Source organism: Variovorax sp. GrIS 2.14, assembly GCF_046115955.1.
In the GTDB taxonomy this organism is placed as follows: Bacteria; Pseudomonadota; Gammaproteobacteria; order Burkholderiales; family Burkholderiaceae_C; genus Variovorax.
The window spans coordinates 285534-299902 of sequence record NZ_JBJXIA010000005.1 but is presented as its reverse complement, the minus strand read 5'-3'; the positions used below and the strand labels follow the sequence as shown (position 1 = coordinate 299902).

Annotated in this window: 15 protein-coding genes; 2 read left to right on the top strand and 13 right to left on the bottom strand. The window is 63.6% G+C overall.

Features of this window, described 5'->3' with window-relative positions; all coding sequences use genetic code 11:
• Positions 1-5: 5 nt before the first annotated feature.
• The 13 genes from RCH10_RS11495 to RCH10_RS11435 all read right to left on the bottom strand — a co-directional run bounded on the left by RCH10_RS11495 (position 6) and on the right by RCH10_RS11435 (position 11400).
• A complete protein-coding gene (locus tag RCH10_RS11495) occupies positions 6-1016 on the bottom strand; it encodes a TRAP transporter substrate-binding protein (protein WP_409052445.1) in 1011 nt (336 codons plus the stop codon).
• A 55-nt stretch (positions 1017-1071) separates the two neighbouring features.
• Positions 1072-1857 carry an SDR family NAD(P)-dependent oxidoreductase gene (locus RCH10_RS11490; protein ID WP_409052444.1) on the bottom strand — a complete coding sequence of 262 codons (786 nt, stop codon included), beginning with the start codon at positions 1855-1857 and terminating at the stop codon, positions 1072-1074.
• Between the two features lie 55 nt (positions 1858-1912).
• Positions 1913-3520, bottom strand: a complete 1608-nt coding sequence (locus RCH10_RS11485; protein WP_409052443.1) for an acyl-CoA synthetase — start codon at positions 3518-3520, stop codon at positions 1913-1915.
• A gap of 3 nt (positions 3521-3523) precedes the next feature.
• Positions 3524-4690, bottom strand: coding sequence for an acetyl-CoA acetyltransferase (locus RCH10_RS11480; RefSeq protein WP_409052442.1), 1167 nt, complete (start codon positions 4688-4690; stop codon positions 3524-3526).
• Between the two features lie 96 nt (positions 4691-4786).
• Positions 4787-6145: an NAD(P)H-dependent oxidoreductase gene (locus RCH10_RS11475; protein WP_409052441.1), complete on the bottom strand. Its 1359-nt coding sequence runs from the start codon at positions 6143-6145 to the stop codon at positions 4787-4789.
• 11 nt (positions 6146-6156) lie between these two features.
• A complete protein-coding gene (locus RCH10_RS11470) occupies positions 6157-7035 on the bottom strand; it encodes a phytanoyl-CoA dioxygenase family protein (RefSeq protein ID WP_409052440.1) in 879 nt (292 codons plus the stop codon).
• Positions 7032-7742 (bottom strand): GntR family transcriptional regulator, encoded by a 711-nt coding sequence (locus RCH10_RS11465; protein ID WP_409052439.1) that lies wholly within the window; start codon positions 7740-7742, stop codon positions 7032-7034. Before RCH10_RS11465 ends, RCH10_RS11470 begins: the two co-directional genes overlap by 4 nt.
• A gap of 94 nt (positions 7743-7836) precedes the next feature.
• Positions 7837-8739 (bottom strand): SDR family oxidoreductase, encoded by a 903-nt coding sequence (locus RCH10_RS11460; protein WP_409052438.1) that lies wholly within the window; start codon positions 8737-8739, stop codon positions 7837-7839.
• 48 nt (positions 8740-8787) lie between these two features.
• A complete protein-coding gene (locus RCH10_RS11455) occupies positions 8788-9045 on the bottom strand; it encodes a hypothetical protein (protein ID WP_409052487.1) in 258 nt (85 codons plus the stop codon).
• 34 nt (positions 9046-9079) lie between these two features.
• Entirely contained in the window at positions 9080-9502 is a 423-nt protein-coding gene (locus RCH10_RS11450) for a hypothetical protein (RefSeq protein ID WP_409052437.1), read from the bottom strand.
• Positions 9503-9618: 116 nt separating this feature from the next.
• Positions 9619-9825 (bottom strand): hypothetical protein, encoded by a 207-nt coding sequence (locus tag RCH10_RS11445; protein WP_323497109.1) that lies wholly within the window; start codon positions 9823-9825, stop codon positions 9619-9621.
• Positions 9826-9920: 95 nt separating this feature from the next.
• Positions 9921-10526, bottom strand: coding sequence for a hypothetical protein (locus tag RCH10_RS11440; protein WP_409052436.1), 606 nt, complete (start codon positions 10524-10526; stop codon positions 9921-9923).
• A gap of 73 nt (positions 10527-10599) precedes the next feature.
• Positions 10600-11400 carry a Crp/Fnr family transcriptional regulator gene (locus RCH10_RS11435; RefSeq protein WP_409052435.1) on the bottom strand — a complete coding sequence of 267 codons (801 nt, stop codon included), beginning with the start codon at positions 11398-11400 and terminating at the stop codon, positions 10600-10602.
• A 141-nt stretch (positions 11401-11541) separates the two neighbouring features.
• Here RCH10_RS11435 and RCH10_RS11430 point away from each other — a divergent pair, with 141 nt between their 5' ends.
• Together RCH10_RS11430 and RCH10_RS11425 are read left to right on the top strand one after the other, a co-directional pair.
• On the top strand, positions 11542-13506 hold the full coding sequence (locus RCH10_RS11430) for an AMP-dependent synthetase/ligase (protein WP_409052486.1): 1965 nt from the start codon (positions 11542-11544) through the stop codon (positions 13504-13506).
• 61 nt (positions 13507-13567) lie between these two features.
• The gene (locus tag RCH10_RS11425) at positions 13568-14368 is read left to right on the top strand and encodes an ABC transporter ATP-binding protein (protein ID WP_409052434.1); all 801 of its coding nucleotides are present in this window, start codon (positions 13568-13570) and stop codon (positions 14366-14368) included.
• Position 14369 lies beyond the last annotated feature (1 nt).

The following is a 14369-nucleotide window of genomic DNA, read 5'->3' as shown; positions in this document are numbered from 1 at the left end:
TCCCGTCACACCAGCTTGCCGACCGCTGCCTCGAGCTTGGCCCAAGCCTCGTCGCCGAACTTTCCCTTCCACTCCGAATAGAACTTGCCCTGTTGCAGCGCCACGCGAAACGGCTCGATCGCCGGCTTGTTGAAAACAAGTCCTTTGCCGGCCAGTTCCTGTTGCAACGACACCGCCAGTTTTTCGCTGTCGGCGCGCTGGACCATGGCAGCCGCATTGAAGTTCTTGGTCACGATCTCGCGCAACGCGACCGGCATACTCTCGAATGCCCGGTTATTGGCCAGCATCCAGTAGCCGTCCCAGATATGGCCTGTCAGCGCACAGTTCTTTTGCACTTCATAAAGCTTTGCGGACTGGATGATGGGAAGCGGGTTTTCCTGCGCATCGACCAGCTTGGTCTGGAGTGCGCTGTAAAGCTCGTTGAAGTTGATGCCGGTCGGCGACGCCTTGAGCGTCTTGAACAACGACATCAGCAATGGACTGACCGGGACGCGAATCTTCAGTTCGTTGAGATCCGCCGGTGTGTTGATCGGTTTGGACGAAGTGACATGACGAAAGCCGTTGTCCCACACCTTGTCGAACACATGCAGATTCGCTTTGGTGATGTGCAGGCGAATGAAATTGCCGAGGTCGCCGTCCATCGCCTTCCAGACACTGGGATAGTCCGGGAACGCGAAGCCCACGCTGTTGAGCGACGCCATCGGCACCAGATTGGCGAGAATCACGCCCGCCAGGGTGAGGAAGTCCAGGCCACCGGAGCGCACCTGGCTCAACATGTCGGTGTCGGACCCGAGTTGCCCGTTAGGAAACACGCGCACGATCACCTTGCCATCGGTTTCGGACTTGATCTTCTCTGTCGCCTCATTCAGGCGAATGAAGATCGGATGCGTGTTCTGAACATTGGTCCCGACCTTGAAGTTGAAGGTGCCGTTTTGTGCGGTCGCGGTCTTGCTGCCAAGACCGATAAGGCCGATGGTCGTGGCGGTCTTGAGGATGGTGCGGCGTGAGGTTTGCATATCTTCTTGTCTCCTGGTTTATCGTGGTTATCGTGGTTATTTTTTTTAGTCGCTGTCATGCACATCGGGCGGTGAGTCCGCCATCCACTGTCAACTGGATGCCTGTGACGTAGCGGGCTTCATCCGATGCCAGATAGAGCGCGGCATAGGCGGTGTCCCATGCGTCCCCCATCTTTCCCGTGGGCACTTGTTTGTCGCGCTGTTCGAGCATCGAATCGATATCGCCGCCGTACATCTTGAGCAGCGGTCCCCGGATCAGCGGGGTGTTCATGAAGCCCGGCAGCACGCAATTGGCACGGATGCCTTGCGCGGCGTACTGGACTGCGATGTTCGACGTCATTGCGACGATCGCAGCCTTGGCGGCGCTGTAAGCAATGTAGGGAAAGCCGATCCAACGTACGGCGGCGACGGAGCCAATATTCACGATGGCACCGGACTGTCGTTCGATCATGTGCGGCAGCACGTGCTTGCAGGCCAGGAACACGCTGGTCTGGTTCACCGCGATCACGTGGTCCCAACTCTCTTCGGAAGTCTCGACCGGTCCGCCCACCTCGACAATGCCGACGTTGTTGTGCAGCACGTCGATTCGGCCGAAATGCGCCATGCAGGCGTCGACGGCCTGCTTCAAGTCGGCGCTGACGGACGCATCGGCCCGGAGTGCAAGGCAGGTGCCCCCTTCACTCTCGATGATCGCCCGTGTTTCTTCGGCAGCGCCCAGCCGAGAGTCGAGCGCCAGGACCTTGGCGCCCTCTCGCGCATAGAGCACCGCCGCCGCTTTCCCATTGCTCCAGCCGGGTCCCGATGAGCCGGCACCACTGACGATGACGACCTTGTCTTTCATTCGATTGCTCAACGAACATCTTTCATGCGTATTCCTTGTCGCAACGCGGCCATGATCAGGAAGACGGAGCAATGTCGCCGCGCTCGGTGAGAAGCCGCAAGACATCCTTCTTGGTCACCTTGCCGTATCCCGACTTCGGCAAGGCGTCCCAGAAGAACATCCGGCGTGGCCAGCGGTACTTTGCGCATCGGCCATCGAGGTGGGCCAGCAGGGCCTGTTCGTCGACCGGACTCGCCGAGGCCCCTCGAACGATTACCGCAACGCCGATTTCTCCCCATTTGGAATCGGGTACGCCCAGCACGGCGACCTCGGCGACGCCCGGGTGCGTGAGCAGGACCTCTTCGACTTCACGCGGGTACACGTTGGATCCGCCGGAGATGTACATGTCGGATTCGCGGCCGGTGATGTAGAGCAGCCCGCGGCTGTCCATGCGGCCCAGGTCGCCCGTATGGAACCAGCCACCTTGCAGTGCCTTGGCCGTGGCATCCGGGTTGTTGTGATACCCATTGAAAACAGCGGGGCCACGGCAGCAGATTTCGCCGACGGTGCCAGCTGCGACACGCTGAAACCCTGCGTCCAGAATCGCGACCTCCATGCCCACTCGGGCCCGACCGCACGATCCGATGTTGGCGTGAGGGTCGTTGTCGTCCGCCGAGTGCATGTCGGGAGTGAGGACGGTGATGTTGCCGGTGACCTCGCCCAGACCGAAGTACTGCACCAGCACCTTGCCCAGTTTGCCGAGCGCAAGTTTCTGGTCGATCCGATACATCGGTGCTCCGGCATAGATGACGTAGCGGAGCGAAGAGTGATCGTAACGATCGACGGCCGGATGTTCGACCAGCATCTTGACGATCGTCGGGACCGTAAAGACGTTGCTCACTGCATGCCGCTCGACGAGTTGCCAGAACGACACCGGATCCAGCCTTTCGCTCGGCATGAGCACGGTCGGCGCACCGCGCGCCACATTCAGCAGCGCATGGATCCCGGCGCCGTGCGACAGCGGCGCGACAGCGATCGAACAGTCTTTTTCAGTGGTGCCGGGAATCAGCTCCGCCAGATGATTGGTCACCACGAAAGCCATCTGCCCGTGCGTGAGGATCCCGGCCTTGGGCTTGCCGGTCGTGCCCGAGGTGTAGAAAAACCAGAGGGGGTCGTCGTACGCGACGACAGCGGCCTCGACCCGTTGACCCGACGCTGCCAAGTCCTGCGCATGCTGTTCGATGAGGCCTTCGTACGCGCTCTCACCCGGACGCGGTGTCCCGATGCAGACGACGAATTCCAATGCGTCCGATGCCGTGCGCACCGCATCCACGTGCATTGCAAAGTCCGATTCGTAGAGCATGACCCGCGCGCCGCTCGACGCGCCGAGATACGACATCTCGGGCGGCGTCAGCCGGAAGTTGGTCGGCACCCAGACGCACCCGAGACGAAAGGCGACCCAGCAACTCTCGAACAATTGCAGGTTGTTGCGGGACTGCACGAGGATCCTGTCGCCCTTCTTGAGCCCCATGTTTCTCAGCGCCGCCACCATGGCGTCGACCCGCGCATCGATCGCACTCCAAGTCCAGCGCTCATCGCCCTGGATCAGACCAGGGCGCTCTGGGAACAATCGGGCCGTTTGCGTTAGCAGTTGGCCGAGGTTCATGACTTGGGCTTGATGCATCGGTCAGACCGCTTCGAGCACGCTCAGGTAATTGGCCACTGCAGCGCCGCCCATGTTGAACACCGCGCCCCTTCGCGCGTTCGGCACCTGCATGTCCCCGGCGGTCCCGGACAACTGCATCGCAGCCATGACGTGTTGCGACACGCCGGTGGCCCCGATCGGGTGGCCGCGCGATTTGAGGCCGCCCGATGGATTCACCGGCAGTCGTCCCTCCATGCGGGTCACGCCGTCCAGGATGACCCGAGCACCCTGGCCGTGTGGCGCCAACCCCATGGCTTCGTATTCGAGCAGTTCCGCGATGGTGAAGCAGTCATGCGTCTCCACGAATTGCAGGTCGGTTAGTTGTGACTCGGCCGCGGCAAGGCCCCTGCCCCATGCCCGGGTTGCACCTTCGAAGCGCGTCGGGTCCCTGCGCGACAGGGGAAGGAAATCATTGACCTGCGTGCGTGAGCGCCAGCGCACGGGAGCGACCTGCGCGTTGCCCACCGGCTCCATCGACAGCACGAGTGCCGCGGCGCCATCCGACACCAGCGAGCAGTCCGAGCGCTTGAGGGGTCCGGCGACGAACGGATTCTTGTCGGACACGGTGCGACAAAAATCAAACCCGAGATCGCGCTTCATGTGCGCGTAGGGATTTCGAACGCCGTTGCTGTGGTTCTTTGCGGAGATCGCGGCCAGGGCATCGGACTGGTCACCGAAGCGCTCGAAATAGTTCGACGCGATCTTTCCGAAAACACCGGCAAAGCCCCCGGGCTCATCACCCTCTTCCTTGACATAGGAGCACTTCAAAAGCACGGCGCTGATTTCCTTGTTCGGCAGCGTGTTCATCTTCTCGAAGCCGACGACGAGTACCCGCTTCATGCGACCGCTTTCAAGCGCATCGAGTGCAGCCCAGATCGCAGCGGAACCCGTGGCGCACGCGTTCTCCATGCGCACCGCCGGGGTGAACCGGAATGCCGGGATGGCGACTGCCGCGATCGACGCGCTGAAGTCTTGCGGTACGAATCCGGCATTGAAGGTGCCGACGAATATGCCGTCGATGTCTTTGGGCTCGAGTCCGGCAGTCGCCATTGCGGGAAGCGCGGCGTCACGAAACATCTGCTCTACGTCGAGCTGGTCGAGTTTTCCGAAGGGCGTGTGCCCCCAGCCGATGATGTGTGGGGTTGGCATTTGCAGTGTCTTTTGGTGGCGAGAGCGTGCTCGCGGTGAAAGCATCGACCGGTTGTGGCCGGATGCCGGGCCGAACAACCGGCCTTCAAGCGACCTTCAGGCGACCTTGGCGTGTGGCAGCGCGAACATCGACTCCATCTCCGCTCGCAGCTTGTAAGCGTCGGTCGACCGGTCCATGGCGACGTCGGCCCAGCTCAGGCTCTGGCCCTTCTTGACCGGGCGCAGCACCTTGACGTTGTGGGCCAAACCCAGCGGCAGCCCGCCCATTCGCAATGAACGATCGGCCGGGAGTAATTTGCCCCAGACGGTGTAGCCGCCTTCGCCATCGAGCATCTCGCCCGGCATCAGGTCGCGCTTGGCTGTCGCCACCACGTCGGCGTTCCAGCAGGTCGCGACGCCGGTGGCCTCGCCGCGCAGCGCGACGCTGGCAACCGACACGCCGACCTCCAGCCCGATCAGGTGCCAGCGCTTGTACAGGGTGAAGTAGCGACCGCTGGGGTCGGTGTGCGCGTTGTATTCCTCGAAGCAGTTCTTGATGTAATCGGTCTCTGCTTCGACCGTCACCCACACGCCCATGCGGATGTCGTAAGGGATGCGCCGGCCATCGGCCTCAAGCGACGAGATGACTTCGACCATGCCCTTGCGCTCCAGCACGCCGCCTTCACTTTTCGGCCGCGTCACGACCGGAATGTCTTCCACGCTGGCCGGCGGATAGAGCAACCCGTCGGACGGCACGAAAAGACCGGTGGCGTTGGCCACCGAGGAGCTTTCGATCGACGGCTTGGAGCCGTCGAGAAAGCTGTTGAACATCTTCGGGTTGAGGCCGCCGCGCTCGGCCTGTTCGGGCGTCAGGCCGTAGTTGCCCCAGACCGTCTCGGGCGTCGATTCCGAGAAGTGCGGCAACCACTTGTGGCCGCGACCGGCCGCCACCACCGGAAAGCCGCAGGTACGCGCCCAGTCGACCAGATCGCAGATCAAGGCGGGCTGGTCACCGAACGCCAGTGAATAGATCACACCGGCGTCTTGCGCCTTGCGCGCCAGCAACGGGCCGCAGAAAGCGTCGGCCTCTACCGTCACGTTGACCACATGCTTGCCGTGCGCAAAGGCATCCAGGCAGTGCTGCACGGCCGCCACCGGATTGCCGGTGCACTCGACCACGATATCGATGCCGGCGTTGCGCGTGACGGCTTGCCAGTCGTCGGTGATCCAGGTGGCGCCGGTCTTCAGCGCCTCCTGGGCCGAGCGCGCCTGCGTGCGTGCCGGATCCCAGCCGACCCGCGTCAGGCTGGCACGCGCCGCGTCGGGCGAGAGGTCGGCGATGGCGACCAGATGAATGCCGGGCGTTCGCGGAATCTGCGCCAGGTACATCGAACCGAATTTGCCGGCGCCGATCAACCCGATACGGATCGGACGGCCTTCGGCTTCGCGTTGCTGTAGTTTGGAGTGGAGGCTCATCACGATTCCTGTCAGGCGGCAGTGGCTTCGTCGATGACGTCGAGCGACGTCTGCAGCGCGCTCTCGGGCAGGCCGTGCTGCCACGGCGTCTCGACCGGGTAGGGCTTCAGCAGGCAGTCGTCGGGCAGCATCTCGATCGGCGTGAAGTCGCGGTGCGCGATGAACTCGGGCCGCTTGAAGCGACGAATGTGGTTGCTGACCGCGCACAGGCTCAGGTACACCGCGACGCGATTGAAGGGCGACAGGTTGCTGCCCGACGCATGCACCAGGCAGCTATGGAACAGAATCATCGAGCCGGCCGGGCCCTTGGGCGAGACGATGCCGCCGTCCTTGCCGCCGGCGCGATCGACCAGTTGCCGGATCAGGTCGTGGTCGACCGTCCAGAGCGGGTAGCTGGTGGTGGTGAGGTCGTGCTTGGCATCGACCACGCCCTTCTTGTGACTGCCCGGGATGAACATCAACGGGCCGTTGTATTCGCTCACGTCGTCCAGGAAGATCGCCACGTTCATGGCGCGCTCTGTCGGCATCAGGTCGTCGTTGAGCCAGGTACCGTAGTCCTGGTGCCACTGCCACACGTCGCCCTCGAAGGCCATCTTTCCGTTGATCTTGAACTGGTGCATGTAGACCTCTTCCTCGAAGAGATCGGTCACCGGCCCCACCATCCGGGGATGACGCGCCAGGCGAGCGAAAGGCTCGCTGATCAGGTGCGCCGCAAAGTTGGTGCGCACGGCGTCCTTGCCTTTTTCTCGCACGTTGAAGGCCTCGCGGCGGCTGTACAGGTCCGGCACCGCCTCGGTCAGGGTACGGGTTTCTTCGGGCGTGAAATGACCGGGAAAGAACAGGTAGCCGTCGCGATCGAATTGCGCGCGTTGTTCGGGTGTGAGCTTCATCGTATGTCTCCGGAAAGTGCGGTGGTCGAGGTGGAAAGGGCCGGGCTATTCAGTCGTTCGGCAAGGCGCCGGCCGAGGTTGGCGCTGGCTTCCGCGCCGTGGTCGTTGCTCAGCCGCGCGGCGCCGTCGGCGTCGCCGGCCGCGATCGCGTCGGCGATCGATTGGTGTTCGTCCCAGAGCGATTCGCGCTGGGTGGCGGACTGCAGCACCGCGCCCATGGCGCGTCGCAGATGGCGCCAGTGGTGGTCAGCGCTTTGCCCGATCAGTGCGTTGCCGGATGCGGCGTAGATCGCCTGGTGGAACGCCATGTCGGCATCGAGCATGGCCTCCACGCTGCGGCCGCGCGCGGCACGCCGGCCGCGTTCGATCAGCTTGGGGTCGATACGAAAGCACTGTGCGGCAGCCAGTCGCGCGGCCAGCATGTCGAGGGCGCCCCGCACCTGGTAGACCTTGCGCGTCCACTCGACATCGAGCGGGGCCACCCACACGCCCCGCCCCGGCGCGTCGTGCACGAAGCCGTCTTTCTTGAGCAGCCGCAACGCCTGTAGCACAGGCTGCCGCGACACGTTCAAGCGGCGCGCGATGTCCTCCTGGGTCAGTCGTTCACCCGGCGCCAACGAGCCGCTGCTGATGGCGTCGAGCAGCGCCCGGTAGACCTGATCGACCAGGTCGGGGGCGGAGGGAATCTGAACCAGGGAGGTTGCCATGACGTACTTCGAACTCTGTATACAGAGTACCAAGGGTGTCGACGCCCACCTAACGGGTTTCTACGGAGGATGGCGCCGCGCGGCAGTCAGCTCCTTAGCGCTGCAGCTTGTCTTTGGCGTTCTGTTCTTCGATGCGCTCGCGGGCCGCGATCCAGTCGGCATCGCTCCACTGGCGCAGCTCGTAGAAGTTGCCGCCGGTGGCCGCGGCCTGGCCACCGTCCATCATGATCGACTGGCCGGTGAGCCAGTCGCATTGGCCCGGCGCCATCAGGAAGGCTGCGAGGTTTTGCAACTCGCTCATTTCGCCGACGCGCGCCATCGGGTTGCTGGCCTTGGTGCGCTCACCCGGCTCTTCGCCGGGATTGAGGCGCTTGCTCATGCCCTCGGTCGGGATCTCGCCCGGGCCGACGGCGTTGAGTCGAATGCCGTAGCGCGCCCATTCGATCGCCAGCGATTTGGTCATGACCTCGATGCCGGCCTTGCTCATGGCCGAAGGCACGACATACGGGCCGCCGTTGTCGACCCAGGTGACGATGATGCTCATCACGCTGCGGTACGGGCTGCCCTTTTTCCACTCGCCGGACTTGGCCTGTGCGACCCACCGCTTGCCGACGGCTTGCGTCACGTAGAAGCTGCCATGGAACACGATGTTGGCGACGGCGTCGAAGGCGCGTGGCGACAGGCTTTCGGTCGGTGCGACGAAGTTGCCGGCGGCGTTGTTGACCAGGCCTGTGAGGCCGCCGCTTTCGAACAGGCTTTCGACCATTTCATCGACCGCCTGCGCATTGCGGATGTCGACGCCGAAGGTGTCGATGCGCCGCTCCGGAAAATCCTTGCGCCATTGGGCCGCTGTTTCTTCGAGCACCGACTGACGCCGGCCGCAGATGGCGACGTCGGCGCCGAGCGCCAAAAACTTTTCGGACATCGACTTGCCGAGGCCGGTGCCACCCCCGGTGACGAGGATGCGCTGGCCAGTCATGAGAGCGGTCTGGAACATGGTGTTGTCTCCTTCGTTGTAAATCTTGTTGCGGTCGCCGTGAACCACTCAGTCGGGCACGAACTTGCTCTTGAACTTGACCTCGTCGGCAACGTCTTCGAGCGTGACGAGCTGGCCCATCTTGTTGTCGACCAGGCGACAGGCCGCGAAGAGGCTATAGCGGCCTTTCAGGTAGTAGCTTTCCATGTCGATCAGCATGTACGGATACGGCAGAAAAACCTGGTGCTCGAACACGACGCGATGCACGTTCCGCGGTGAAGGGAACAGCTTGTATTCGTCGGTGGCGAGGGATTTGGCGGTGGCGATGACGGCTCCAAAAGCGTAGGCGGGATCAGCGTTGTCAGGATGGGCGGAATTGTTTGCGAAGAAACGCGCGATGGCGACCGATGTGCGCCATCTGCGCTTCGGCGATGGTGCCGCCGAGGTCGACTTCGTCGCCGTTGAGCACCTCGTTGGCATAGGCCATCGCGCGGGCGACGACATCTTCTTCGGTGACGCCCTGGTCGACTGCCAGATCGAGCGCGACGCGCTTCATGGCGCGCTGCGAGAGCACCCACTGGGCGGCAAAAGCATCCCAGGCAGCAGCCGCTTCCTTGAACTTGTCGCGCTCGGCGAGGATCTGGTCGAGCGGCTTGGCGAGCAGTTCGTTCAGCGTTTGGAGCTGCTCGGACATCACCTCGATTTGCGCATTGGCGGCGAGCAAGGCATCGCCCGCGCCTTCGAGTTTGACGGCACCGGATGACGGCTTGTCGGAAGAGGACATGAAAGTAAGTGGGGGCGCAAAGACTGAAAAGTGGGCGCGACCTCGTTTTGCGGATCGCTTGAGGAGCGATTGTCGCGCGCAGCCCGACGGGCCGCAGCATCGAAAGCGACTTGGCGCTAGAGGCCCGCCATGAAAGTCGTCGGCCCGGCGATTTGCGTGTCGACGTCCTCCGGACGACCCGCCATCACGTTCTTGCTAGCGCTCGAAAACCAGATCACGCAAAACACCAGCGCCACGCAGCCGATGAGCGCGAGGAAGCCGAGCCAGTAGACGAGCGCCAGGGTCACCAGCGGCGTGATCAGGAGTGCAGCGGTTCTGAGCATGGCGCCATCATCGCGCGACTCATCGGAAACATTGCGTGACAAAGTCGACGCGACGGTGAAATTCGACGCCCAGCCGACGGCCGGTCAAGCGCCCGTCAGCCGCCGACAAGCGCCTGGTAAGCCTTGCGCGTGGCCGGCGCGACCGAATCGAGCGCCAGCGCATACGAGGTCTGGTGCCGTGCCAGCAACCGCGCCGAGGCCACCGACTTCGAGCGGCAGAACCAGTGGCAGGTGTGCTGCATCAAGAACAGTTCCGCCGACATCGTGAAGGCCTTGCGCTTGGGCGTCTGGCCGAGCGCGTTGCTGGCGGCGTCGGCAATGCCGTGCGCGTGAATGGCAAAGGCCTTGCGCGCATCGAAGGTCGCGTTGGGGAAAAGCCGGTCGGCCAATGGCAGCGCGAGCGGCAGCTTGCTCGTACGTGTTTGCGCCTCGTCGATGCGCCCGAAGCCGGCGGCAAAGCGGCCGAACTGATCGGCCAGCGCGGCCTCGGCTGTGTTCAACATGCTCCAGATCTGATCGCGACGCTCGGCATCGTCTTCAGCGAGGCATCGCATGTAGCCCTCGGTCAGGTTCTCCATCAGCTTTTCGATCTGGTACTTGCCGAGCTGGCCGCCCAGGAGGGCGATGCGGCGGGATTGCTCTTTCGATTTGAGGACCCAGGCGGTGACGGCGATCAGGATCACCAGAACAAGAATTTCCATGAGGGCAGCGGGCAAAAAGCGAAGACGCGCAAGGCGGGATTGCAGTGTAGTGAGCGTGGACTGACGACGGGTATCAGCGGGCTTTAGGCGGCATCGGGTGAATCGCATGGGTTGGACCGGCCGGCTTTGCCGTCTTCATTGGCCCGCGCGTCCCCGGCAGGCCACCCGCGCGCAACGCAATCAGATCGGTCACCCGCACACCGCCGTACTCGACCCGAATGGCGCCCTGCCCTTCCAGCGTTCGCAGCGCCTCGTTCACCCGCTGGCGCGACAGGCCGATCAGGTACGCCAGCTCTTGTTGCGTGATGCGCAGCAGCTCGCCGACACCCGGGAACAGCACCGGGTTAAACAGCGCGGCCAGGTTGCGGGCGACGCGGGCGTCGGGATTGTTCAGGCGGTCGGCCTCACGCGCGGCGATGAACTGGGCGAGCCGCTCGTTGAGCTGGTTCATCACGAAGCGGTTGAAGCCGATCGAGTGGTCGAGAAGCCAGTGGAACTCGTCGATCGGCAGGCCGGCGACCAGGCTGCGCCGCAGTGCCTGGATGTTGTAGCGATAGGGCTCGCGCTTCATCACCGTGCCTTCGCCGAACCAGCCGCCGGGCGGCAGGCCGCTGTAGGTCATCGAGGTGCCGTCGGCGTTGTCGTTGCTCATCTTGAGCAGGCCTTCGACCACGCCGAACCAGTAGGTCGGCGAGCGGCCGACGCGACAGACCAGCTCGCCGGCATCGGCATCGCCGACCACCACGGCGGCTTCGGCGCGCTTACGCTCGGCTGGCGTGAGCGTGTGGAGCCAGGGAATGTTGTCGAGCTCGTGCGGGTGTGCGGCGCGTACCGTGTCGCGAATCGAGCCGCCGCTGGCGGTGTTGCCGATCATGGGCTTGGCTTCATCGGGAAAGTCCGGGGAGTACTGTCCCTTAGATTGTCGTTGTAACGACAAGCCGGCGTCAAAGTGGCGCCTACGATCCGGCCCACTGTGCCGACCCTTTCACCCGATTCGCTGCTCGCTCCGGCGTCCATGCCGCCGACCTTCCCCCGCCTGTTGCTGGCGCATGCGCAAGCACGTCCCGACGCGCCGGCGGTGCGCGAGAAAGACCTGGGCATCTGGCAGACCTGGACCTGGCGCGAGACCGCGCAGGAGGTGCGCGAAATCGCCTGCGGACTCGCGAGCCTCGGCTTCAAGACCTTCGATAACCTCGCCATCGTCGGCGCGAATCGGCCGCACCTGTACATGGCGGTCGTCGCGGCGCAGAGCCTGCGTGGCGTGCCGGTGCCGCTCTACCAGGACGCGGTCGCGACCGAGATGGTCTTCATGCTGGAAGACGCATCGATCGAGTTCGTCATCGCCGAAGACCAGGAGCAGGTCGACAAGCTGCTCGAGTGCCGCGAGATCCAGCAAGGCAAGCTGGCCGCGCAACCCGACCTGCCGCAGATTCGCCACATCATCTACGACGACCCCAAAGGCCTGCGTCACTACGACCAGCCGGGGCTGATCGGCTACGAGCAACTGCGCGAATTGGGCCGTGCTTTCGACACGGCGCATCCGGGATTTTTCGACGCCGCGGTGGCGAGTGGCAAAGCCGACGATGTCGGCGTGATCCTCTACACCTCGGGCACCACTGGACGGCCCAAGGGCGTGTGCCAGACGCATGCGAGCTTCATCGCCGCAGGTCAGGGCGGCGTGGTAAGCGACAAACTCGGTCCCGGCGACAACATCATGAGTTACCTGCCGATGGCGTGGGTCGGCGACCATCTTTTTTCGGTGGCGCAATGGCTGGTCGGCGGCTTCACGCTGAACTGCCCCGAGTCAGCGGCCACGGTGATGAACGACATGCGCGAGATCGGGCCGAGCTATTACTTCGGCCCGCCGCGTACGTTCGAAGGCTTGCTCACCGCCGTGTCGATCCGCATGGAAGACGCGGCCGCGCCCAAGCGATGGCTGTATGCCAAGTTCATGGCGCTGGCGCAACGCGTCGGTGCTGACATCCTCAACGGCGCGCCGGTCAGTGCGACGGACCGCGCGCTGTACGCGGTCGGTAACCTGATGGTCTACGGGCCGCTGCGCAACGTGCTGGGAATGAGCCGCATCCGTGTGGCGTACACCGCGGGCGCCGCGATCGGCCCCGACCTGTTTCGTTTCTATCGCTCGATCGGCGTCAACTTGAAACAGTTCTACGGCCAGACCGAAACCTGCGCGTACGTTTGCATGCAGCAGGACGGCAAGGTCAAGCTGCAAACCGTCGGCACCGCAGCGCCGGGGATGGAGCTGCGCATTACCGACAACGGCGAAGTGCTGGTGCGCGGCGTGTCGGTACTGCAGGGCTACTACAAGCGGCCCGACGCGACAGCCGAAGTGCTCGATGCCGACGGCTACTTTCACACCGGCGATGCCGGCGTGCTCGACAGCGAAGGCCACCTGCGCATCATCGATCGCGCCACGGATGTGGGTCGCATGGCCGGTGGCGCGATGTTCGCGCCCAACTACATCGAGAACAAGCTCAAGTTCTTTCCGCAGATCAAGGAAGCGGTGTGCTTCGGCGATGCGCGCGAAACGGTCTGCGCCTTCATCAACATCGACTACGAAGCGGTCGGCAACTGGGCTGAACGACGCGGCCTGGCGTATGCCGGCTACGTGGACCTCGCCGGCAAGCCCGAGGTGCTGACGCTCATCGCAGACTGCATCGGCAAGGTGAACGCAGACCTCGCATCCGAGCCCGGCATGGCCGACACGCAGATCGCGCGCTTCCTGGTGCTGCACAAGGAACTCGACCCCGACGACGACGAGATGACTCGCACCCGCAAGGTGCGGCGCAGCTTCATCGCCGAGAAGTACGCGGTGCTGATCGAGGCGCTCTACACGGGCAAGACAGAGCAGTTCATCGATACGCAAGTGAAGTTCGAAGACGGCCGCACCGGATCGGTCAGCGCGACGCTGCAGATCGTCGATGCGAAGCGGTTTGCCGAAGTGAAGGCGGCTGCATGAGCGCCGCGCCGGGCCGCCCCAAGCAAGCTCGCGCCGCAGTGCGAAGCATGGAGGCTTTGGAATGAGCGCCAATAGAAAAATCGGCGAGGTCATCCTCGACGTGCAGAACATCTCGCTCAGCTTCGGTGGCGTGAAGGCGTTGACGGACATCAGCTTCGATGTGCGCGAGCACGAGGTGCGCGCCATCATCGGGCCGAACGGCGCGGGCAAGAGCTCGATGCTCAACTGCATCAACGGCGTGTACCAGCCGCAGCAAGGCTCCATCACCTTTCGCGGCCAGACCTTCACGCACATGAACTCGCGCCAGGTAGCCGAAATGGGCGTGGCGCGCACCTTCCAGAATCTGGCGCTGTTCAAGGGCATGAGCGCGCTCGACAACATCATGACGGGCCGCAACCTGAAGATGAAGAGCAGCCTGCTCGCACAAGCCTTTCGCAATCCGTTCGGCTGGGGATCGGCCGAACGCGAAGAGCTGGAACAGCGCGAATTCGTCGAACGCATCATCGACTTCCTGGAGATCCAGCCGTTTCGCAAAACGCCGGTGGGGCAGCTGCCCTACGGCTTGCAGAAGCGCGTCGACCTCGGCCGCGCGCTCGCGATGGGGCCGCAGGTGCTGCTGCTCGACGAGCCGATGGCCGGCATGAACGTGGAAGAGAAGCAGGACATGAGTCGCTTCATCCTCGACGTCAATGACGAGTTCGGCACCACCATCGTGCTGATCGAGCACGACATGGGCGTGGTGATGGACATCAGCGACCGCCTGGTGGTGCTCGACTACGGCAAGAAGATCGGCGACGGTACGCCGGACGAAGTGCGGAACAACGAAGACGTGATCCGGGCGTACCTGGGCGTGGAACATTGAC